Source organism: Agarilytica rhodophyticola (assembly GCF_002157225.2).
GTDB classification, from domain to species: Bacteria; Pseudomonadota; Gammaproteobacteria; order Pseudomonadales; family Cellvibrionaceae; genus Agarilytica; species Agarilytica rhodophyticola.
This window is the reverse complement of sequence record NZ_CP020038.1, coordinates 5,161,034-5,178,744: the sequence shown is the minus strand read 5'-3', so window position 1 is coordinate 5,178,744 and position 17,711 is coordinate 5,161,034. Positions and strand designations below refer to the sequence as shown.

The window sequence follows — 17,711 nt, the reverse complement described above, 5'->3', positions numbered from 1 at the left end:
CTAATCCTTCCGTATAAATAAATGGTGAATTTATGAAATTATTGTTTAACTCAACAATATGCGCACTGTTATTGACTTCTAATATTGTATTCGCCCAAGGCTCAGTAGGTATGCTCAGCGATGAAGAGCTGCGTCCCTTTTGTGAAAATGAGTCAATCTGGAAGCAATACAGTGTCACCGCTGAGCAATGTATGGAAGCTTCTAAAACCTGTGCTAAAGCTAATGCGGAAGCCCAACTGGATTTTATGGCTGCTACTCAAGCACTTTATGGTTGTGTGTTCAAAAAGTTAGGTGTGAAAGGGCAAGTAAGTTTTGGTGCGGATGGGGAATAAGAGGGTAATAGCAAGAAGCTAGTAGATAATCGCCATAAGCCATTGATAAGTTAACTCTAATGAAAGTTAGTAAAAGCGTGCTAAGCCTTAAAAAAGAATTCGCACTTATTAGTATCTGTGCTTTTTCTTCTCTAGCTTTTCCTTATCGGGCAGTGGCGAGTGTTGAAGAGGTGCACAGTAAAGTCAGCTATATCCAGAATTTGGTGGTTCCCCTGCAGCAGGGTGCTGCTAATATACTGCAAGTCTATAGTGATTATTACCAAGTTAATAACTTTGATCCTAAAAGACCTTTGTCCAAAAACTTAGTGAAGCGTTTAGAGAATGATATCAGTACTTTCTTCAGCAAGTATGATCAAGCTATCGAGCTGTCTGGCCCACTTATCTCTCCATCCAAAACGACAAGCTGCCAAGAATCTCTAACTAAGTTTGATCGACGTTTTGTTTCTTCCCTAAAGAAGCAGGCCAAAGATATAGAAACAGTAAAATATGGTATGCGAGATAACTTTGCCTATCTGTTTCTATCAACCGCACAAGGTTTATCATCCATTCTGATAAGCGATAGATGCCTATAAAATTGGGATCGGATAGCCTTTGCGCTCTGGCGCGATTTGTCATTTTCCTGCTGTATTCCTTATTTACTCTTTACGCTATCTTTCTTATATAGATAATCTTTCTTATATAGTAGAAGGAGCGGTAATTTCAGCTTCCAAATAAAAGTTAATAAACGAGGCTAAATCCTGCAGATTAGTTACTGCTTTGTTCCAAAAATGCATAATCATTAAATATCTGAATATTTAGTAGATAAGTGCTTGACACCTATAGGGCTTGTCATTATGATTGCGCCCTCATTTCAGGGGGGTATTTCGTATACTCTTAACTGATTGTTCTTTAAAAAGATTTGGAGTTTGGTTCAGATGCAGAATCAGCGTATTCGCATTCGATTGAAAGCATTCGATCACAAGTTGATAGATGCTTCAACACTAGAGATTGTAGATACCGCAAAGCGCACAGGTGCACAGGTAAGAGGTCCTATTCCATTGCCTACTCGCAAGGAGCGTTTTACCGTATTGATCTCTCCCCACGTAAACAAAGATGCGCGCGATCAGTACGAAATTCGTACTTATAAGCGTTTGCTCGACATTGTCGAGCCGACTGAAAAAACTGTAGATGCTTTGATGAAGCTAGATTTAGCGGCTGGCGTCGAAGTTCAAATTAGTCTGGGCTAAGGCTTCAGATCACAGCTAAAAGTTTAACTTTTAGTTTGTGTAACGCTCTGCAATGGGCGGCCATAGCGGGTAATAGCCCCGTACACTGAGAGGTTCACAATGACAATAGGTATAGTCGGCCGCAAAAGCGGTATGACCCGCATTTTCACAGATGAGGGAGCTTCAGTTCCAGTAACTGTAATCGAAGTATCTCCTAATCGCGTTACTCAAGTGAAAAGTATAGAAGTTGATGGTTACTCTGCTATTCAGGTTACAGCAGGCGAAAAACGTTCTTCACGAGTATCAAAATCAGAAAAAGGGCACTTTGCAAAAGCTAAGGCTGAAGCTGGCCGTGGTCTTTGGGAATTCAGAAATGAAGGCGAAGACTACCAGGTAGGCTCAGAAATAACTGTTGAGCTTTTCGAAGCTGGCCAAAAAGTAGATGTTACAGGTGTATCAAAAGGTAAAGGTTTTGCCGGTGGCGTAAAGCGTTGGAATTTCAGAATGCAAGACGCAACCCATGGTAATTCATTATCTCACCGCGCTCCTGGTTCTATTGGTCAATGTCAAACACCTGGCCGTGTTTTTAAAGGCAAGAAAATGGCAGGCCACTTGGGTGCTGAGCAGGTAACTACACAAAATCTTGAGATTGTGAAGATCGATGTTGAGCGCAGTTTGATTCTTATTAAGGGTGCTGTTCCCGGTGCTCCTGGTGGCGATGTGATGATTCGTCCTGCCATCAAAAAGCGTAACAACGGTTAAGTTTCCTAGGAGTCGACCATGGAATTAAATATTGCTACACCGCAAGGCGCTAAGGGTACCGTTGCAGTATCTGATGTCGCTTTCGGCAAAGAATTTAATCAAGACCTTGTTCACCAAGCGGTTATTGCTTATATGGCAGCTGCTAGACAGGGTTCTAAAGCACAAAAAACTCGTTCTGAAGTATCTGGTGGCGGCAAGAAACCTTGGCGTCAAAAAGGTACTGGTAGAGCTCGTGCGGGAACTATCCGTAGCCCTATATGGCGTTCTGGCGGTGTTACTTTCGCTGCTAAACCAAGAGATCACGAGCAAAAGTTCAACAAAAAGATGTATCGAGGTGCGCTTCGCTGCATCTTGTCTGAGTTAGCACGTCAAGAGCGATTAATTGTTGTTGAAGAGTTCACTGTAGACTCTCCAAAAACAAAAGGTCTTATCCAAAAGCTAGCTCAATACGATCTTTCGGACGTACTGATTGTTTCTGAAGATGTAAGCGAAAACTTATATCTAGCTTCACGCAACTTGCATAAGGTTGATGTGAGAGATGCAGCAGGTATTGATCCTGTAAGTCTTGTTGGCGCTGAGAAGGTATTAGTGACTGTTCCCGCGCTTAAAAAGCTTGAGGAGGCTCTCGTATGAACAAAGAGCGTTTATATAAAGTGATACTTTCACCTGTTATTTCAGAGAAGTCTACAATGGCTGCTGAAGTATCAAATCAGGTGGTTTTCAAAGTTATCTCTGATGCTAACAAAGCAGAAATTCATGCTGCTGTTGAAGAAATGTTCAGCGTTAAAGTAGATGACGTACGAGTATTAAATGTTAAAGGAAAGACAAAGCGTACTCGTTTCGGTATGGGTCGTCGTAGCGATTGGAAAAAAGCTTACGTACGATTAGCTCAAGGTCAAGAAATTGACTTTGCAACAGCGGAATAAGGAGCGATAAGATGCCGTTATTAAAACGTAAACCCACATCAGCTGGTCGTCGCTTCGTCGTTAACGTTGTTAGCCCAGATCTACATAAAGGTAAGCCTCATGCGCCTTTACTAGAAAAGAAATCAAAGTCTGGTGGTCGTAACAATGCCGGACGAATTACTACCCGCCATATTGGTGGTGGTCATAAACAACACTATCGTGTTATCGATTTTCGTCGTAATAAAGATGGTATCCCTGCGAAAGTAGAGCGTATTGAATACGATCCAAACCGCAGCGCACATATCGCTTTGGTATGCTATTTAGACGGTGAGCGTCGTTATATTATTGCTCCTAAAGGCGTTAAAGCTGGCGATAGAGTTGAGTCAGGTAACCTTGCTGCAATAAAAGTTGGCAATAGCTTACCCATCAGAAATATACCAGTGGGTAGTACTATTCACTGTGTTGAGCTTAAGCCCGGTAAAGGTGCGCAAATAGCTCGCTCTGCAGGTGCTTCTGTACAACTAGTGGCAAGAGAAGGCCAATACGCAACATTGCGTTTACGCAGTGGTGAAATGCGCAAAGTATTATCTGATTGTCGAGCAACTCTCGGTGAGGTATCGAATAGTGAGCACAACCTACGTTCACTAGGTAAAGCAGGTGCTTCACGCTGGCGTGGTGTTAGACCAACTGTTCGCGGTGTTGCAATGAACCCCGTAGATCACCCACATGGTGGTGGTGAAGGCCGAACTTCTGGTGGTCGTCACCCAGTTACACCTTGGGGCGTTCCAACTAAGGGTTATAAAACACGTAAAAACAAGCGTACTGACAATATGATTGTTAGACGTCGTAACAAGAAATAAATAGACGCTTAAGTAAAGAGGATATAACAGTGCCACGTTCGCTGAAGAAAGGCCCATTTATTGATCACCACTTACTTAAGAAAGTGGAGACGGCCGTTGAAAAAAATGACCGTAGACCTATTAAAACTTGGTCGCGTCGATCAATGATCATGCCTGAGATGGTTGGTCTTACTATTGCTGTACATAATGGTCGTCAACACGTGCCTGTGTTGATTAACGAAGAAATGGTTGGTCACAAGTTAGGTGAGTTTGCAGCTACTCGCACTTACCGTGGCCACGTCGCTGATAAAAAAGCGAAGCGTTAAGCGAGGGGCGATGATGGAAGTAGCAGCAAAATTACGCGGAGCTAATATCTCCGCACAGAAAGCACGATTGGTGGTGGATATGATCCGTGGCCAGTCTGTTGAAGAAGCTTTGGATGTTTTAACTTTCAGTACAAAAAAAGGTGCTGATTTAGTTAAGAAGGTACTTGAATCAGCAATTGCAAATGCTGAGCACAATGAAGGTGCCGACGTTGATGAGCTAAAGGTGTCCACAGTATTCGTGGATGAAGGGGTAACCATGAAGCGTATTAGGCCACGTGCTAAAGGGCGAGCAGATCGTATCCTGAAACGCACATGCCACATTACCGTTAAAGTAGCGGACGAGTAGAGAGCGAACTTATGGGTCAGAAAGTACATCCAACCGGGATTCGTCTTGGCATAGTTAAGAAGCACACGTCAACTTGGTATGCAAGTAAAGGCGACTATGCAGATAAATTGAATATAGACTTAAAAGTTCGTCAATATATTCAAAAGACTTTGGCTAATGCATCCGTTAGTCGAGTTGATATCGAGCGTCCTGCTAATACTGCACGTATAACAATTCACACGGCTCGCCCTGGTATTGTTATCGGTAAAAAAGGCGAAGATGTTGAGAAGCTACGCACTGAGCTTAGTAAGCAAATGGGCGTATCTGTTCACATTAATATCGAAGAGATTCGTAAGCCTGATTTAGACGCAACATTGGTTGCACAAAGTGTTGCACAGCAGCTTGAACGTCGCGTTATGTTCCGAAGAGCAATGAAGCGTGCTGTACAAAACGCTATGCGTCAAGGTGCAGAAGGTGTGAAGGTTCAAGTTGGTGGTCGTCTAGGCGGTGCCGAAATCGCTCGTAGTGAATGGTACCGTGAAGGTCGTGTACCGCTTCATACTTTGCGCGCAGATATCGATTATGCAACTGCAGAAGCTTCTACAACATATGGAATTATCGGTGTAAAAGTTTGGATCTTTAAAGGTGAAGTTATCGGTGGTATGGAAGAGGCTGAGCCTCCTGCAAATACCAAAAAGAAAGCCGCAAAATAAATCCAACTTTATAGAAAGTCGCAAAATACAAGCGACGTAGATAAAGTTCTTAAGAATTGAATTAAGGGTTAAGCAAATGCTTCAGCCAAAGCGAACAAAATTTAGAAAGCAAATGAAGGGGCGTAATCGCGGTCTATCTAATCGCGGTTCAAAAGTCAGCTTCGGTGAGTTTGGATTGAAATCCGTTGATCGCGGACGTATTACTGCTCGTCAAATCGAAGCCGCTCGTCGAGCAATGACCAGACACGTTAAGCGTGGTGGGAAAATTTGGATTCGAGTTTTTCCTGACAAGCCTATTACCGAAAAGCCTTTGGAAGTGCGTCAAGGTAAAGGTAAAGGTAATGTTGAATATTGGGTAGCCCAAATTCAACCTGGTAAAGTTTTGTATGAAATGGAAGGTGTTTCCGAAGAATTAGCTAGAGAGGCATTTGCTCTAGCGGCAGCGAAATTGCCTGTTAATACAACATTTGTGAAGCGGTCGGTAATGTAATGAAAGCGAAAGAACTCAACGAAAAATCTGTTGATGAGCTAAATGAAGAATTGTTAAATCAGTTGAAAGAGCAATTTAAATTTCGCATGCAGAAATCAACTGATCAATTAAATCAAACTCATTTGTTAAAGCAAACTCGACGAAACATTGCACGTATTAAAACTGTGCTTAATCAAAAGGCGGGTAATTAAGCATGGTAGATGAAAAGAAATTAGTGCGTACACTAACAGGTAAAGTTGTTAGTGACAAAATGGATAAATCCATAGTGGTTTTAATCGAGCGCCGAGTAAAACATCCCGTTTACGGAAAGTACATGAGTAAATCTTCAAAGCTTAAAGCTCATGATGAAAACAACGACTGTAAAATCGGTGATACAGTAACAATCGCTGAATCTCGCCCGCTTTCTAAAACAAAGTCTTGGGCTTTGGTAAACATAGAAGAGCGTGCGACACAAATTTAGTGTCGGTAGTCCTGAGAAGAGTTTTGGAGATAGACGATGATTCAAACACAAACATATTTGGACGTTGCCGACAATAGTGGTGCACGCCGTGTTATGTGCATTAAGGTTCTCGGTGGTTCACATCGCCGTTATGCCAGTGTTGGCGATGTAATTAAAGTTACCGTTAAAGAAGCGATTCCTCGCGGTAAAGTAAAAAAAGGTCAAGTGATGAAAGCCGTAGTTGTTCGCACTAGAAAAGGTGTCAGAAGACAAGACGGTTCTTTAATTCGCTTTGATGACAACGCTGCAGTGTTGTTAAACAACCAAGAAGCACCAATTGGTACTCGTATATTCGGGCCGGTAACTCGCGAGCTTCGCAGTGAAAAATTCATGAAAATTATTTCATTGGCGCCAGAAGTGCTGTAGGGCGAGAGGGTTTAGATAATGCGTAAAATTAAGCGAAACGACGAAGTGATAGTTATCGCAGGTCGTGATAAAGGCAAACGTGGCAAGGTGAACCGCGTATTGGCTGACAATCGTTTGATTGTTGCTGGTGTTCAAATGATTAAGAAACACCAAAAGCCAAATCCACAGTTGGGTGTATCTGGCGGGATAATCGAGAAAGAAGCACCAATCCATGTTTCAAATGTGGCAATTTTTAATCCAACTACGAAGAAAGCTGATCGTGTTGGCATTAAATTGTTAGAAGATGGGAAAAAAATTCGGGTCTTCAAATCTAATGGCGAGTCAATTGACGCCTAATTAGATTTCGATTTCAAAGTTAATATATAACAGCCAAATTGAGTAAAGAAAATGGCCAGGCTTAAAGAACTGTACACAAAAGAACTCGCTTCCAAGCTAAAAGAGGAACTGGGTCTAAGTAATGTGATGGAAATACCTCGCATTACTAAAATCACCATAAATATGGGTGTTGGTGAAGCTATCGCGGATAAAAAAGTACTTGAGAATGCAATTGCCGATATGGAAAAAATTGCAGGTCAAAAGCCGGTAGTAACCAAAGCTCGTAAGTCTATAGCAGGTTTTAAAGTTCGCGAAGGATGGCCGATTGGCTGTAAAGTAACTTTGCGTCGTGAAAAAATGTACGAGTTTTTAGATCGATTAATCAGTATTTCTATTCCTCGTATTCGTGACTTTCGTGGTATTAGCCCTAAACAATTTGATGGTCGTGGAAACTTCTCAATGGGTGTAAATGAGCAAATCATTTTCCCTGAGATCGATTACGACAAAGTTGATAAGTTACGCGGGCTCGACATTTGCATTTCTACAACTGCAAAAAATGACGATGAAGGTCGAGCATTATTAAAAGCGTTTAGCTTTCCATTTAAAGGTTAGGAATTAAACAGGTATGGCTAAGAAATCAATGATAGCTCGCGAAGTTAAGCGTGCAAAAAATATTGCCAAATATGCACAAAAGCGTGCTGAGCTAAAAGAGATCATCAATGGTGTTGAATCAAGTGATGATCAAGTGTGGGAAGCAATGTTGAAATTACAAAAACTTCCGCGCGACTCCAGCTCTTCTAGGCAACAACGTCGTTGTCGAGTAACTGGACGGCCACACGCTGTTTATAGAAAGTTTGGTTTATGTCGAAACAAATTACGTGAAGCCGCTATGCGCGGTGATGTACCTGGCTTAGTTAAAGCAAGCTGGTAAGCTACAGACGTAAGTAGGAGCAAAGTTTATGAGCATGCAAGACCCATTAGCAGATATGCTAACCCGGATTAGAAATGCGCAGATGGTTGGCAAGACTAGTGTTACTATGCCTTCATCGAAGTTAAAAAAGAGTGTTGCTGAGGTGTTGGTAAAAGAAGGTTATGTCGCCTCTTTTTCTGTATCTGAAGGCACAAAGCAAGAGCTTACCATTGAGTTGAAATACTTCGAAGGTAAGCCTGTTATAGCGGAAATTGATCGCTACAGCCGTCCAGGCTTGCGAGCATACGCTGGTAAAGACGAGTTACCTTCAGTAAGAGGTGGCTTGGGTGTCGCAATCGTTTCAACAAGTAAGGGCGTAATGACAGATCGTGCTGCTCGCTCTGCTGGTGTTGGCGGCGAAGTGCTTTGCACCGTTTTCTAATAGTGTCTTGTTGAACAGGTTTTTGGCGAGTAATTAGTTATGTCACGAATTGCAAAAAGTCCGGTTGATTTACCTGATGGCGTTGATATTAAAATCAATGGTAAGGAAATCACTGTTAAGGGCAAGAAGGGTACCTTGTCTTTAGTAATAAATAACGATGTTGATATCAAGCAGGAAGATAATGTACTTACTTTCTCTTCCACTAATGCTAGTAAGCAAGCGATTGCTTTAACAGGTACAACTCGTTCATTGGTTAACAACATGGTTGTCGGTGTTAGCCAGGGTTTTGAAAGAAAGTTAATATTGAATGGCGTTGGTTATCGTGCGAAAGCATCTGGTAATGTGTTAAATCTTACTTTAGGCTTTTCTCATCCCATCGACTATGCATTACCTGAAGGTGTAACTGCAGAAACTCCTAGTCAGACGGAAATCGTTTTGAAAAGTAGTGATAAACAGTTACTTGGTCAAGTTGCAGCAGATGTGAGAGCGTTCCGTCCACCCGAGCCCTATAAAGGCAAAGGCGTGAGATATGCCGATGAATATGTGCGTCGTAAAGATGCCAAGAAAAAGTAATTCGCGGTAATTAGTGAATACGCTTATCGAGATCAGGTGATATTAATATGAACACGAAAAAACAATCAAGATTAAGGCGAGCAAAGAAGTCGCGCGCCAAGATTAGCGAGTTGCGTAAAACTCGTCTTTGTGTAAATCGCACACCACGTCATATATACGCACAAATCATAGCCGCTGAAGGTGGCAGTGTTTTGGCATCGGCATCTACGTTAGATAAAGATTTACGTGGTGATAAAACAGGAAACATTTCGGCAGCTGAAGCTGTGGGAAAATTGATCGCAGAGCGAGCTAAAACTGCTGGTATTTCTAAAGTAGCTTTTGACCGTAGCGGTTATAAGTACCATGGGCGAGTTAAGGCACTTGCAGATGCAGCTCGCGAAGGCGGATTAGAGTTTTAAGGTTCAACTATGGCGCAATCAAATAAAGAAGAGAGTGCAGCTGAAGGCTTGCAAGAAAAACTGGTTCAAGTTAACCGTGTGGCTAAAACTGTAAAAGGTGGCCGTATCTTCGGTTTCACTGCATTAACTGTTGTTGGCGATGGAAACGGCAGAGTAGGTTTTGGTCGAGGTAAGTCTCGTGAAGTGCCTATTGCTATTCAAAAAGCAATGGAAGCTGCCCGCCGGAATATGATCCAAGTTGAGTTGAATGGTGATACTATTCAATACCCTACTAAGGGTCGTCACGGAGCTTCTAAGGTATACATGCAGCCAGCTTCTCAAGGTACTGGTGTCATTGCTGGTGGTGCGATGCGTGCTGTTTTAGAAATTGCTGGCGTACAAAACGTATTGGCAAAGTGCTACGGATCAACCAATCCAGTGAATGTAGTTCGTGCTACTTTCGAAGCATTACGTGCTATGGCATCACCTGAGTCTGTGGCGTCAAAGCGTGGTAAGTCTGTAGAAGAAATATTGAATTAATTGTAGGTGTCGCCTTGTGGGCGATGCTTTAAACTGGTGGAAGAGCCATGGCTAAGAAAACCGTAAAAGTTACTCAAATAAAGAGTTCATCTGGACGCTTAAAGAACCATATTGCAAGTATTCGTGGTCTTGGTTTGCGTCGCATTGGTCACACGGTGGAGTTAGAAGACACACCTTCTGTGCGCGGTATGATCAATCAAGTTTATTACATGGTTAAGGTTGAAGGGGAATAAGATGCATCTTAATACTTTGAGTCCTGCACCTGGTCGTGTAAAGGCAAAAAAACGTGTAGGTCGTGGAATTGGTAGCGGTGTTGGTAAAACTGCTGGTCGCGGTCACAAAGGTTTGAAATCTCGTTCTGGTGGTAGTGTTAAGCCAGGCTTTGAGGGTGGTCAAATGCCACTCCAGAAGCGACTGCCTAAGTATGGCTTTACAAGTCGCATCAGCAAGGTGACAGCAGAAATTCGATTGGCTGAACTCAACAAGGTTGATGCTGAAGTAATCGATATTGACGCTTTGAAGACAGCTAATTTAGTCAATGAAAATATCAAGCGTGCCAAGGTATTTTTATCGGGTGAACTAAAGAAAGCTGTTACGCTCAAAGGTTTGGCTGTGACTAAAGGCGCTAAGGCTGCTATTGAAGCTGCTGGCGGCAAAGTCGAAGAATAACACTTTGAATTTGAGAGGAATCGATGGCTACCCAAGGTAACTCACCGTTAGGAAGTCAGAAAGGTTTAGGCGAACTTTGGGTTCGCCTTAAGTTTTTATTGCTGGCGATTATGGTTTATCGCTTGGGTACTCATATTCCAGTTCCTGGTATTGACCCAGAGCAAGTGGCTAATTTGCTGAGTCAAAACCAGGGAACCATGCTTGGCATGTTTAACATGTTTTCAGGCGGCGCTTTCGAGCGTATGAGTATTCTGGCTCTGGGCATCATGCCTTACATCTCTGCGTCTATCATTATGCAAATGATGACCGCGGTAACTCCCACACTCGAAGCTCTAAAAAAAGAGGGTGAGGCAGGAAGAAGAAAAATTAGTCAGTATACTCGTTATTTAACCGTTTGTTTGGCTTTGGTTCAGGCGTTTGTGATGGTTAGAGGTCTGGCTGGGCAAGGCATGGCTTATGCGGAGTATTCCGCTCTAAGTTTTTATGTTATCGCTGTGGTATCTCTTGTTACTGGTGCTGTATTTATGATGTGGCTTGGTGAACAAGTAACCGAGCGCGGCATTGGGAACGGCATTTCCATGCTTATCTTTGCTGGTATTGTGGCAGGTTTGCCAGCTGCAGTTGGTTCTGCATTTGAAAGTGCGCGACAAGGTGATATTCATTTGTTGATGTTGCTTGCAATAGCCTTTGCCGCAGTAGCGGTTGTTTGGTTTGTTGTTAGAATGGAGCGTGGGCAGCGAAGAATTACTATTCAATATGCTCGTAAGCAAGTGGGTAGAAGCGGCCAAGTTGCAACACAGACAAGTCATCTGCCACTTAAGATAAACATGGCGGGCGTTATCCCCGTGATCTTTGCCAGTAGTATATTGTTATTCCCAACCTCTATTGCACAGTGGATGGGAAGCTCAAGTGAAGGTAAAGGTGGAGAGTTGCTACAAGATTTTGCTGCGATGATAGGCCCTGGCCAACCTTTGAACTTCGTGTTGTTTGGCGTATTGATTATCTTGTTCTGTTTCGTTTACACGGCAATGATGTATAACCCTAAAGAAGTGGCAGATAATCTTAAAAAAGGTGGCGCTTATATTCCAGGAATTCGTCCTGGAGAGCAGTCAGCGAAGTACATTGATAATGTATTAACGCGTTTGACTGTTGTTGGCTCTCTCTATATTGCGGCAGTAGCCTTATTGCCTCAGTTTTTGACTGCATCGGCGAACATACCTGTTTATGTAGGTGGTACATCGTTATTGATCGTTGTGGTAGTGGTTATGGACTTTATGTCACAAGTTCAATCCCATTTAATGACACATCAATACGACTCAGTCATGAAGAAAGCGAATTTGCAAAGTTATGGACGCACTCGCTAGTTGCCGTCTATTTTGATAGTTAGAGGTTAGAAAATAAATGAAAGTACGTGCTTCTGTTAAAAAAGTTTGCCGCAATTGCAAAGTTGTTCGGCGCAAAGGTGTAGTACGTGTGATCTGCTCTGCAGAACCACGTCATAAGCAACGCCAAGGTTAATTTTATCAAGTTTTACCAGGCGCTGAATTTCAAAACAGGTGCAGTCGTAATTGTTTAGAAATGAAGAGCCTTTTAAGCTTTCATAGCTTAATAAATATAGAGATGTTAACTGTCGCTTAGAGAGAAATTTCTAAGCTATTGCTTTTTGATCAATTTACCGCTATTCTTGCGCGCTTTTTGGGGTAGGCCCCAAAAAGAGCGTGGAATGGTGTTTTTGGTTGTTAACATCATAGTTCATATCAATCTGGAGTAAAGTGAATGGCTCGTATCGCTGGTGTCAACATACCAGACCATAAGCATGCCGTAATTTCCCTGACCTACGTTTACGGGGTTGGTCGCAGCATTGCAAAGCAAATTTGTGCGACTACAGGAATTGCTGAAGCAACTAAAATTGGTGATTTATCTGAAGAGCAGATGGATGCTATTCGTGGAGAAGTTGCAAAACTATCGGTTGAAGGTGATCTTCGACGTGAAGTCTCTATGAATATCAAACGTTTGATGGACCTTGGCGCTTATCGCGGCCTTCGTCATCGTCGTAATCTACCAGTTCGTGGTCAGCGTTCTAAGACAAATGCGCGCACTCGTAAAGGTCCTCGTAAACCTATCAAGAGATAAGTTTTAGAGTAAACATTAAACAGAATCGTTTGGGAAAAAATTGTTATGGCTAAGCCATCCAAAAGTTCGACAAAGAAAAAGGTCAAAAAGACCGTAGTCGATGGCGTTGCACATATTCATGCATCATTTAACAACACCATCGTTACCATTACTGATCGTCAAGGCAATACCTTATCATGGGCCACAGCTGGTGGTTCAGGCTTTAGAGGGTCTCGTAAAAGTACGCCTTTTGCTGCTCAGATCGCTGCTGAAAGAGCAGGCACTGCAGCTCAAGACTATGGCTTGAAGAATCTAGATGTAGAAGTAAAAGGGCCTGGTCCAGGCCGTGAATCAGCTGTTCGAGCGCTTAATAACATTGGTTATAAAGTAACTAATATTACTGATGTTACACCTGTGCCTCATAATGGCTGCCGCCCACCTAAGAAGCGTCGAGTATAAGGAGTAAAAAAAGATGGCTCGTTATATAGGTCCAACTTGTAAGCTCTCTCGCCGTGAGGGTACAGATTTATTTTTGAAAAGTGGTGTTCGCCCGCTAGAATCTAAGTGTAAGGCGGAAACTCAACCAGGTCAGCACGGTCAACGTCGTGGACGTTTGTCTGACTATGGTGTTCAGTTACGTGAAAAACAAAAAGTACGTCGTTTGTACGGCATACTTGAAAAGCAGTTCCGCGGCTACTATAAAAAAGCTGCGAGTAGAAAAGGTGCAACAGGCGAGAATTTGCTTCAATTGCTAGAGTGCCGTTTGGATAATGTGGTTTATCGTATGGGCTTTGGCTCTACGAGAGCGGAGTCTCGTCAGTTAGTTTCTCACAAAGCTGTATTGGTAAATGGACAGGTTGTTAATATTCCTTCTTACCAAGTAAAAGTGGGTGATGTTGTTTCTATCCGTGAAAAATCTAAAAATCAACTTCGCATTCAAAATGCGTTGGGCATCGCTGGTCAGCGAGGTGATGTAGAGTGGGTTGATGTTAATTCTGACAAGAAAGAAGGTGTTTTCAAGCGAGTACCTGATCGTGTTGATTTGCCTGCTGAAATTAACGAAAACCTCATCGTAGAGCTTTACTCGAAATAATTTTGAAGTTTGGTTCACAGGATTAGTAACAGAAATAACTATTGGCAGGTGCGTGTATGCAAATTGCTGTAAACGAATTTTTAACACCACGTCATATTGACGTTACAGAATTAGGCCCAACGCGGGCAAAGGTTGTACTTGAGCCTTTGGAGCGTGGTTTTGGCCACACACTAGGGAATGCATTGCGCAGAATTTTACTGTCGTCTATGCCTGGGTGTGCAATTACAGAAGTAGAAATTGATGGCGTTCAGCACGAATACAGCGCTATCGAAGGGGTTCAGGAGGATGTTATTGAAATTCTTCTCAACCTTAAAAATGTGGCAGTTATTCTTCATGGAAAAGAGCAAGCGGTGCTGACCTTGAACAAGAAAGGTCCAGGTGCTGTTACTGCTGGTGACATTCAGCTTGATCACGATGTAGAGATTGTTAATCCAGAATGTGTTATCGCTAACATTACTGGTGATACATCGATGAGTATGCGTTTGACCATAACGCGTGGGCGTGGTTATCAGCCAGTAGATGCACGTGTGTCTGAAGAAGAAGAAACTAGAGCCATTGGCCGTTTACAACTAGATGCATCTTATAGCCCTATTAGCCGACTGGCTTATAGTGTTGAGAGTGCTCGTGTTGAGCAACGTACTGACCTGGATAAGTTAGTCTTAGATCTAGAGACAAATGGTACCATTGATCCAGAAGAGGCGATTCGTCGCGCAGCGACAATTCTTCAGCATCAATTGGCGGTATTTGTTGACTTAGAAGGCGAGAAAGAAGCTGAGCCAGAGCATAGAGAAGATCAGATTGATCCTGTCTTGTTACGACCTGTGGATGACCTCGAGTTGACTGTTCGTTCTGCTAACTGTTTGAAAGCAGAGAATATTTACTACATCGGTGATTTGATTCAGCGCACTGAAGTAGAGCTGTTAAAGACGCCAAACCTTGGTAAGAAGTCATTAACAGAAATCAAAGATGTATTAGCATCTCGTGGTTTATCTTTGGGAATGCGTTTAGAGAACTGGCCTCCGGCAAGTTTAAAAAACGATTAATCGACAATTCAATTGAGTCTAACCTTAATGTGGATTGGGCTCGGTTTTCAACAAACTTGCTGTGATAGCAATTGTTTTAAAGGGTTATAGTCATGCGTCATCGTGAAAGTGGACGTAAATTAAATAGAAACAGCTCGCATCGCAAAGCGATGTTTCGCAATATGGTGTCGTCTTTAGTAGAGCATGAGCTTATTAAGACAACGTTGCCTAAAGCTAAAGAATTACGCCGTTATGCTGAGCCTTTGATTACTTTATCTAAAGTGGACAGCGTAGCTAATCGTCGACTGGCGTTTGATCGCGTCCGCGATAAGTCTACTGTTGGTAAACTATTCAATGAGCTTGGTCCTCGTTATGAGAGCCGTCCTGGTGGATATCTTCGTATTTTGAAATGCGGATACCGCGCGGGAGATAAAGCTCCTATGGCATACGTCGAACTGGTCGACAGACCTGAGCCGATTTCTGAAGAAGAAGTCGTTACAGAAGATTAATAAAACCGGGCTTAGCCCGGTTTTTTTTTGGATAAAAGATAATTTCCTTTGGCACCTAAGTGCTAAATTAATGCCTTTTCTTTTTTTGTCTAGTAATATGGATTGGTAGGTATGAGACGATCCGCAGGGAAATAGCACATTTCACTATGTCATTGTGCTCAAATAATAACTAGGCAGGCTGTATTTTATGAGTGATCTTGATCGGCTGTTTTATTGGTGTGGCGTAGCAGCAGATTATTTAAACTACAAAGGGGATCATATTCATGTTCCCTTCGAAAATAGAATTAACCTTCTTAAAGCCATGGGGGTTGATGTCTCAAATGCTGATAGTGTCGCAGCAGATGCACATAAACTCGATGTTGAACCCTGGATGTTCTGGCTCAAAGAACTAAATATTGTTGAGGCAGGTGAGGGGGCTAGTTTTGACATAAACTTACGCCCCCACGATATAGGACAAGAGTTTACATGGACAATATCCAATGATGACGACGAACCTGTTCGCTCAGGTAAATTTTTTTATGATGATCTACAAGAAACCGGAAACTACATCTTTGAAGAATCGAGATATAGTCGTAGAAAGGTCGTTATAGGTAGGCTTGAGCCAAACTACTACTGGTTATCTGTTAGCACGAGTGAAAAAACAGAAAGGAAGCGTTTGGCCGTATCTCCATCCTTGACTTATCAAAGCTCGTGGGCGGATACAGGAGATAAGGTTTGGGGTGTGATCATTCAACTTTATACGCTGAAATCTGATCGTAATTGGGGGATTGGTGATTTCACCGACCTTAAAAACCTCGTGCAATTTATAGCGGCGCAAGGAGCCGATGTTATTGGCTTAAATCCTTTACACGCTTTATCTTGTGATCTTAAAGATTATTTTAGCCCTTATAGTCCGTCAGACCGAAGATATCTTAATCCTCTTTATCTCGACCCTGCGGCGGTGCAAGATTTCACTAGTAATATTACTATCGAGCATCAAGCGCTTTTGGTGGAGCTTCGCAATGCTCCTGAAGTGGATTATGTCAGGGTGAGAGATCTAAAGTATCAAGCCCTAGAGCATATGTTTGATGTTTTTATTGATAATGAATTCCATATCGATAGTGCTCGTTATCGCGATTTTAGCCATTATATCAATACAAATGGCAGAAGCTTGTTGCTTTTTGCTTACTACGAAGCCACCCACCAACGTTGGTCAAACGCACGTTATATTATCCAAAACGAGGAACAATCAGAATATATCTACCACGACCTACTGGATTTAACAAAGCCAAAAACTAGAACCCAGTTGGGGCTACTGTTTCATTGCTATCTTCAATGGTTGTCTCACCTGCAACTAGAAGAATGCCAAAATGAAACAAAAAAGAGTGGTATGAAAATAGGCTTGATCCGCGATTTGGCCGTTGGTGCAGATGGTGGCGGAGCTGAGGTTTCTGAAAACAGCATGTTGTTTTGTGGTCATTCTTCAGTGGGGGCTCCTCCTGATCCCTTTTCTGATACGGGCCAAAATTGGGGGTTGCCACCGGCGATTCCCTCTGAGATGAGAGCTTCGGGATATCGACATTTTATTCAGCTGTTACGAGAAAATATGAGTAGTTGCGGTGCATTACGTATAGACCATGCCATGAGCCTAATGCGTCTATGGTGGTGTCCTCCTGGGCAAACTGCTGCTGAGGGCGCTTATGTGTATTATCCTTTCTACGAAATGCTCAGTTTGTTGAAATTAGAAAGCTACCTCAATAACTGTTTGGTTATTGGTGAGGATCTGGGGGTGGTTCCCGATGAATTTCGCAATACCATAAATAAAGCGAAAATTTTCACTAATAAAGTATTCTATTTTGAGAAGGAGCAGGATAAGAGCTTTAAAAGTCCAGCACAATACGATTCCCATTCCTTAGCCATGGTCAATAACCACGACCTTCCTACCTTAGTCAGCTGGTGGAATGGTACGGACCTAGAGCTGAGATTGAATTTAAATCTGCTAGATGAAAATGTTAACTACTCCGATATTCAATATGAGAGAGAGCAAGAGAAACTGCATCTGATGCAGATTCTGCAAACAACAGGTCTTTGTCCAGAAAGCTGGTCAGAGCGTACTTTGAATGAAAAAGCCGATGCAGATCTAGTTGCGGCAATTCTGCAGTTGTCTAGTAGAGCAAACTCAAAAATGTTTGTGTTGCAGCTTGAGGATCTGTTGTTGATGGATGAGCCTGTTAATGTGCCTGGGACTTTTAAAGAATATAACAATTGGCAGCGTAAGCTATCTTTGCCGCTATCAGAGATAGTTACTGATAAGAGAATAAAGCAGGTTCTAGCAACAATTGACCAGCAGCGTAAGTTTTAGAGTTATATCCTAAATACTATTAATAATATAATATTGTCTAGGTTTT

The 17,711-nt window shown here is 42.4% G+C and carries 31 protein-coding genes; all 31 read left to right on the top strand.

All coding sequences use genetic code 11. The features are described from left to right. Positions 1-32: 32 nt before the first annotated feature. Complete coding sequence (locus BVC89_RS21560; RefSeq protein ID WP_086933188.1) at positions 33-332, top strand: hypothetical protein; 300 nt, start codon at positions 33-35, stop codon at positions 330-332. A gap of 59 nt (positions 333-391) precedes the next feature. Continuing rightward, positions 392-904 (top strand): hypothetical protein, encoded by a 513-nt coding sequence (locus tag BVC89_RS21555; RefSeq protein WP_086933187.1) that lies wholly within the window; start codon positions 392-394, stop codon positions 902-904. Between the two features lie 342 nt (positions 905-1,246). Next, positions 1,247-1,558: a 30S ribosomal protein S10 gene (gene rpsJ, locus BVC89_RS21550; RefSeq protein WP_086933186.1), complete on the top strand. Its 312-nt coding sequence runs from the start codon at positions 1,247-1,249 to the stop codon at positions 1,556-1,558. Between the two features lie 99 nt (positions 1,559-1,657). Then, positions 1,658-2,299, top strand: a complete 642-nt coding sequence (rplC, locus tag BVC89_RS21545; RefSeq protein ID WP_086933185.1) for a 50S ribosomal protein L3 — start codon at positions 1,658-1,660, stop codon at positions 2,297-2,299. Positions 2,300-2,317: 18 nt separating this feature from the next. After that, positions 2,318-2,932 carry a 50S ribosomal protein L4 gene (gene rplD, locus BVC89_RS21540; RefSeq protein WP_086933184.1) on the top strand — a complete coding sequence of 205 codons (615 nt, stop codon included), beginning with the start codon at positions 2,318-2,320 and terminating at the stop codon, positions 2,930-2,932. After that, positions 2,929-3,225 carry a 50S ribosomal protein L23 gene (gene rplW, locus BVC89_RS21535; RefSeq protein ID WP_086933183.1) on the top strand — a complete coding sequence of 99 codons (297 nt, stop codon included), beginning with the start codon at positions 2,929-2,931 and terminating at the stop codon, positions 3,223-3,225. Before rplD ends, rplW begins: the two co-directional genes overlap by 4 nt. An 11-nt stretch (positions 3,226-3,236) precedes the next feature. Then, entirely contained in the window at positions 3,237-4,064 is an 828-nt protein-coding gene (gene rplB, locus BVC89_RS21530; RefSeq protein ID WP_086933182.1) for a 50S ribosomal protein L2, read from the top strand. A 29-nt stretch (positions 4,065-4,093) separates the two neighbouring features. After that, the gene (gene rpsS / locus BVC89_RS21525) at positions 4,094-4,369 is read left to right on the top strand and encodes a 30S ribosomal protein S19 (protein ID WP_086933181.1); all 276 of its coding nucleotides are present in this window, start codon (positions 4,094-4,096) and stop codon (positions 4,367-4,369) included. Between the two features lie 13 nt (positions 4,370-4,382). Continuing rightward, complete coding sequence (gene rplV, locus BVC89_RS21520) at positions 4,383-4,715, top strand: 50S ribosomal protein L22 (RefSeq protein ID WP_086934706.1); 333 nt, start codon at positions 4,383-4,385, stop codon at positions 4,713-4,715. An 11-nt stretch (positions 4,716-4,726) separates the two neighbouring features. Beyond that, positions 4,727-5,407, top strand: a complete 681-nt coding sequence (gene rpsC, locus BVC89_RS21515) for a 30S ribosomal protein S3 (protein ID WP_086933180.1) — start codon at positions 4,727-4,729, stop codon at positions 5,405-5,407. 76 nt (positions 5,408-5,483) lie between these two features. Beyond that, positions 5,484-5,897 carry a 50S ribosomal protein L16 gene (gene rplP, locus BVC89_RS21510; RefSeq protein WP_086933179.1) on the top strand — a complete coding sequence of 138 codons (414 nt, stop codon included), beginning with the start codon at positions 5,484-5,486 and terminating at the stop codon, positions 5,895-5,897. Next, entirely contained in the window at positions 5,897-6,088 is a 192-nt protein-coding gene (gene rpmC / locus BVC89_RS21505; RefSeq protein ID WP_086933178.1) for a 50S ribosomal protein L29, read from the top strand. The genes rplP and rpmC overlap by 1 nt, the downstream gene beginning before the upstream one ends. A gap of 2 nt (positions 6,089-6,090) precedes the next feature. After that, a complete protein-coding gene (gene rpsQ, locus BVC89_RS21500; RefSeq protein WP_086933177.1) occupies positions 6,091-6,357 on the top strand; it encodes a 30S ribosomal protein S17 in 267 nt (88 codons plus the stop codon). Between the two features lie 36 nt (positions 6,358-6,393). Continuing rightward, positions 6,394-6,762 carry a 50S ribosomal protein L14 gene (gene rplN, locus BVC89_RS21495; protein WP_086933176.1) on the top strand — a complete coding sequence of 123 codons (369 nt, stop codon included), beginning with the start codon at positions 6,394-6,396 and terminating at the stop codon, positions 6,760-6,762. Positions 6,763-6,780: 18 nt separating this feature from the next. Beyond that, positions 6,781-7,098, top strand: a complete 318-nt coding sequence (rplX, locus tag BVC89_RS21490; RefSeq protein WP_086933175.1) for a 50S ribosomal protein L24 — start codon at positions 6,781-6,783, stop codon at positions 7,096-7,098. Between the two features lie 51 nt (positions 7,099-7,149). Continuing rightward, positions 7,150-7,689 carry a 50S ribosomal protein L5 gene (rplE, locus tag BVC89_RS21485; RefSeq protein WP_086933174.1) on the top strand — a complete coding sequence of 180 codons (540 nt, stop codon included), beginning with the start codon at positions 7,150-7,152 and terminating at the stop codon, positions 7,687-7,689. 13 nt (positions 7,690-7,702) lie between these two features. Then, positions 7,703-8,008 carry a 30S ribosomal protein S14 gene (gene rpsN / locus BVC89_RS21480; RefSeq protein WP_086933173.1) on the top strand — a complete coding sequence of 102 codons (306 nt, stop codon included), beginning with the start codon at positions 7,703-7,705 and terminating at the stop codon, positions 8,006-8,008. Between the two features lie 28 nt (positions 8,009-8,036). Then, positions 8,037-8,429 carry a 30S ribosomal protein S8 gene (gene rpsH, locus BVC89_RS21475; RefSeq protein ID WP_086933172.1) on the top strand — a complete coding sequence of 131 codons (393 nt, stop codon included), beginning with the start codon at positions 8,037-8,039 and terminating at the stop codon, positions 8,427-8,429. A gap of 39 nt (positions 8,430-8,468) precedes the next feature. Further along, a complete protein-coding gene (rplF, locus tag BVC89_RS21470) occupies positions 8,469-9,002 on the top strand; it encodes a 50S ribosomal protein L6 (RefSeq protein ID WP_086933171.1) in 534 nt (177 codons plus the stop codon). A gap of 47 nt (positions 9,003-9,049) precedes the next feature. Further along, positions 9,050-9,400, top strand: coding sequence for a 50S ribosomal protein L18 (rplR, locus tag BVC89_RS21465; RefSeq protein WP_086933170.1), 351 nt, complete (start codon positions 9,050-9,052; stop codon positions 9,398-9,400). Between the two features lie 9 nt (positions 9,401-9,409). After that, positions 9,410-9,919, top strand: coding sequence for a 30S ribosomal protein S5 (rpsE, locus tag BVC89_RS21460; RefSeq protein ID WP_086933169.1), 510 nt, complete (start codon positions 9,410-9,412; stop codon positions 9,917-9,919). A gap of 47 nt (positions 9,920-9,966) precedes the next feature. Then, positions 9,967-10,152 carry a 50S ribosomal protein L30 gene (gene rpmD, locus BVC89_RS21455; RefSeq protein ID WP_086933168.1) on the top strand — a complete coding sequence of 62 codons (186 nt, stop codon included), beginning with the start codon at positions 9,967-9,969 and terminating at the stop codon, positions 10,150-10,152. Position 10,153: 1 nt separating this feature from the next. Further along, entirely contained in the window at positions 10,154-10,588 is a 435-nt protein-coding gene (gene rplO, locus BVC89_RS21450; protein WP_086933167.1) for a 50S ribosomal protein L15, read from the top strand. A gap of 23 nt (positions 10,589-10,611) precedes the next feature. Then, positions 10,612-11,952 (top strand): preprotein translocase subunit SecY, encoded by a 1,341-nt coding sequence (secY, locus tag BVC89_RS21445; protein WP_086933166.1) that lies wholly within the window; start codon positions 10,612-10,614, stop codon positions 11,950-11,952. Positions 11,953-11,989: 37 nt separating this feature from the next. Next, positions 11,990-12,106: a 50S ribosomal protein L36 gene (gene rpmJ / locus BVC89_RS21440; RefSeq protein WP_086933165.1), complete on the top strand. Its 117-nt coding sequence runs from the start codon at positions 11,990-11,992 to the stop codon at positions 12,104-12,106. Between the two features lie 258 nt (positions 12,107-12,364). Further along, complete coding sequence (gene rpsM, locus BVC89_RS21435; protein ID WP_086933164.1) at positions 12,365-12,721, top strand: 30S ribosomal protein S13; 357 nt, start codon at positions 12,365-12,367, stop codon at positions 12,719-12,721. Positions 12,722-12,766: 45 nt separating this feature from the next. Beyond that, positions 12,767-13,159: a 30S ribosomal protein S11 gene (gene rpsK, locus BVC89_RS21430; protein WP_086933163.1), complete on the top strand. Its 393-nt coding sequence runs from the start codon at positions 12,767-12,769 to the stop codon at positions 13,157-13,159. Positions 13,160-13,172: 13 nt separating this feature from the next. Continuing rightward, positions 13,173-13,793, top strand: a complete 621-nt coding sequence (gene rpsD, locus BVC89_RS21425) for a 30S ribosomal protein S4 (RefSeq protein ID WP_086933162.1) — start codon at positions 13,173-13,175, stop codon at positions 13,791-13,793. Between the two features lie 56 nt (positions 13,794-13,849). Continuing rightward, entirely contained in the window at positions 13,850-14,836 is a 987-nt protein-coding gene (locus tag BVC89_RS21420; protein WP_086933161.1) for a DNA-directed RNA polymerase subunit alpha, read from the top strand. Positions 14,837-14,928: 92 nt separating this feature from the next. After that, a complete protein-coding gene (gene rplQ, locus BVC89_RS21415) occupies positions 14,929-15,324 on the top strand; it encodes a 50S ribosomal protein L17 (RefSeq protein WP_086933160.1) in 396 nt (131 codons plus the stop codon). Positions 15,325-15,511: 187 nt separating this feature from the next. Then, entirely contained in the window at positions 15,512-17,665 is a 2,154-nt protein-coding gene (gene malQ / locus BVC89_RS21410) for a 4-alpha-glucanotransferase (protein ID WP_086933159.1), read from the top strand. The last annotated feature ends 46 nt before the right edge of the window (positions 17,666-17,711 follow it).

What these genes read in the sequence shown, in the direction of transcription:
- rplX (WP_086933175.1), top strand. Translation starts at nt 6,781, where the DNA reads ATGCGTAAAATTAAGCGAAACGACGAAGTGATAGTTATCGCAGGTCGT.
- BVC89_RS21420 (WP_086933161.1), top strand. Translation starts at nt 13,850, where the DNA reads ATGCAAATTGCTGTAAACGAATTTTTAACACCACGTCATATTGACGTT.
- rplF (WP_086933171.1), top strand. Translation starts at nt 8,469, where the DNA reads ATGTCACGAATTGCAAAAAGTCCGGTTGATTTACCTGATGGCGTTGAT.
- rpsE (WP_086933169.1), top strand. Translation starts at nt 9,410, where the DNA reads ATGGCGCAATCAAATAAAGAAGAGAGTGCAGCTGAAGGCTTGCAAGAA.
- malQ (WP_086933159.1), top strand. Translation starts at nt 15,512, where the DNA reads ATGAGTGATCTTGATCGGCTGTTTTATTGGTGTGGCGTAGCAGCAGAT.
- rpmJ (WP_086933165.1), top strand. Translation starts at nt 11,990, where the DNA reads ATGAAAGTACGTGCTTCTGTTAAAAAAGTTTGCCGCAATTGCAAAGTT.
- rpsM (WP_086933164.1), top strand. Translation starts at nt 12,365, where the DNA reads ATGGCTCGTATCGCTGGTGTCAACATACCAGACCATAAGCATGCCGTA.
- rplR (WP_086933170.1), top strand. Translation starts at nt 9,050, where the DNA reads ATGAACACGAAAAAACAATCAAGATTAAGGCGAGCAAAGAAGTCGCGC.
- rplP (WP_086933179.1), top strand. Translation starts at nt 5,484, where the DNA reads ATGCTTCAGCCAAAGCGAACAAAATTTAGAAAGCAAATGAAGGGGCGT.
- rpsD (WP_086933162.1), top strand. Translation starts at nt 13,173, where the DNA reads ATGGCTCGTTATATAGGTCCAACTTGTAAGCTCTCTCGCCGTGAGGGT.
- rplQ (WP_086933160.1), top strand. Translation starts at nt 14,929, where the DNA reads ATGCGTCATCGTGAAAGTGGACGTAAATTAAATAGAAACAGCTCGCAT.
- rpsN (WP_086933173.1), top strand. Translation starts at nt 7,703, where the DNA reads ATGGCTAAGAAATCAATGATAGCTCGCGAAGTTAAGCGTGCAAAAAAT.
- BVC89_RS21560 (WP_086933188.1), top strand. Translation starts at nt 33, where the DNA reads ATGAAATTATTGTTTAACTCAACAATATGCGCACTGTTATTGACTTCT.
- rplD (WP_086933184.1), top strand. Translation starts at nt 2,318, where the DNA reads ATGGAATTAAATATTGCTACACCGCAAGGCGCTAAGGGTACCGTTGCA.
- rpsK (WP_086933163.1), top strand. Translation starts at nt 12,767, where the DNA reads ATGGCTAAGCCATCCAAAAGTTCGACAAAGAAAAAGGTCAAAAAGACC.
- rplN (WP_086933176.1), top strand. Translation starts at nt 6,394, where the DNA reads ATGATTCAAACACAAACATATTTGGACGTTGCCGACAATAGTGGTGCA.
- rpmC (WP_086933178.1), top strand. Translation starts at nt 5,897, where the DNA reads ATGAAAGCGAAAGAACTCAACGAAAAATCTGTTGATGAGCTAAATGAA.
- rpmD (WP_086933168.1), top strand. Translation starts at nt 9,967, where the DNA reads ATGGCTAAGAAAACCGTAAAAGTTACTCAAATAAAGAGTTCATCTGGA.
- rpsQ (WP_086933177.1), top strand. Translation starts at nt 6,091, where the DNA reads ATGGTAGATGAAAAGAAATTAGTGCGTACACTAACAGGTAAAGTTGTT.
- BVC89_RS21555 (WP_086933187.1), top strand. Translation starts at nt 392, where the DNA reads ATGAAAGTTAGTAAAAGCGTGCTAAGCCTTAAAAAAGAATTCGCACTT.
- rpsH (WP_086933172.1), top strand. Translation starts at nt 8,037, where the DNA reads ATGAGCATGCAAGACCCATTAGCAGATATGCTAACCCGGATTAGAAAT.
- rplO (WP_086933167.1), top strand. Translation starts at nt 10,154, where the DNA reads ATGCATCTTAATACTTTGAGTCCTGCACCTGGTCGTGTAAAGGCAAAA.
- rplW (WP_086933183.1), top strand. Translation starts at nt 2,929, where the DNA reads ATGAACAAAGAGCGTTTATATAAAGTGATACTTTCACCTGTTATTTCA.
- rpsJ (WP_086933186.1), top strand. Translation starts at nt 1,247, where the DNA reads ATGCAGAATCAGCGTATTCGCATTCGATTGAAAGCATTCGATCACAAG.
- rplE (WP_086933174.1), top strand. Translation starts at nt 7,150, where the DNA reads ATGGCCAGGCTTAAAGAACTGTACACAAAAGAACTCGCTTCCAAGCTA.
- rplV (WP_086934706.1), top strand. Translation starts at nt 4,383, where the DNA reads ATGGAAGTAGCAGCAAAATTACGCGGAGCTAATATCTCCGCACAGAAA.
- rplC (WP_086933185.1), top strand. Translation starts at nt 1,658, where the DNA reads ATGACAATAGGTATAGTCGGCCGCAAAAGCGGTATGACCCGCATTTTC.
- rpsC (WP_086933180.1), top strand. Translation starts at nt 4,727, where the DNA reads ATGGGTCAGAAAGTACATCCAACCGGGATTCGTCTTGGCATAGTTAAG.
- secY (WP_086933166.1), top strand. Translation starts at nt 10,612, where the DNA reads ATGGCTACCCAAGGTAACTCACCGTTAGGAAGTCAGAAAGGTTTAGGC.
- rplB (WP_086933182.1), top strand. Translation starts at nt 3,237, where the DNA reads ATGCCGTTATTAAAACGTAAACCCACATCAGCTGGTCGTCGCTTCGTC.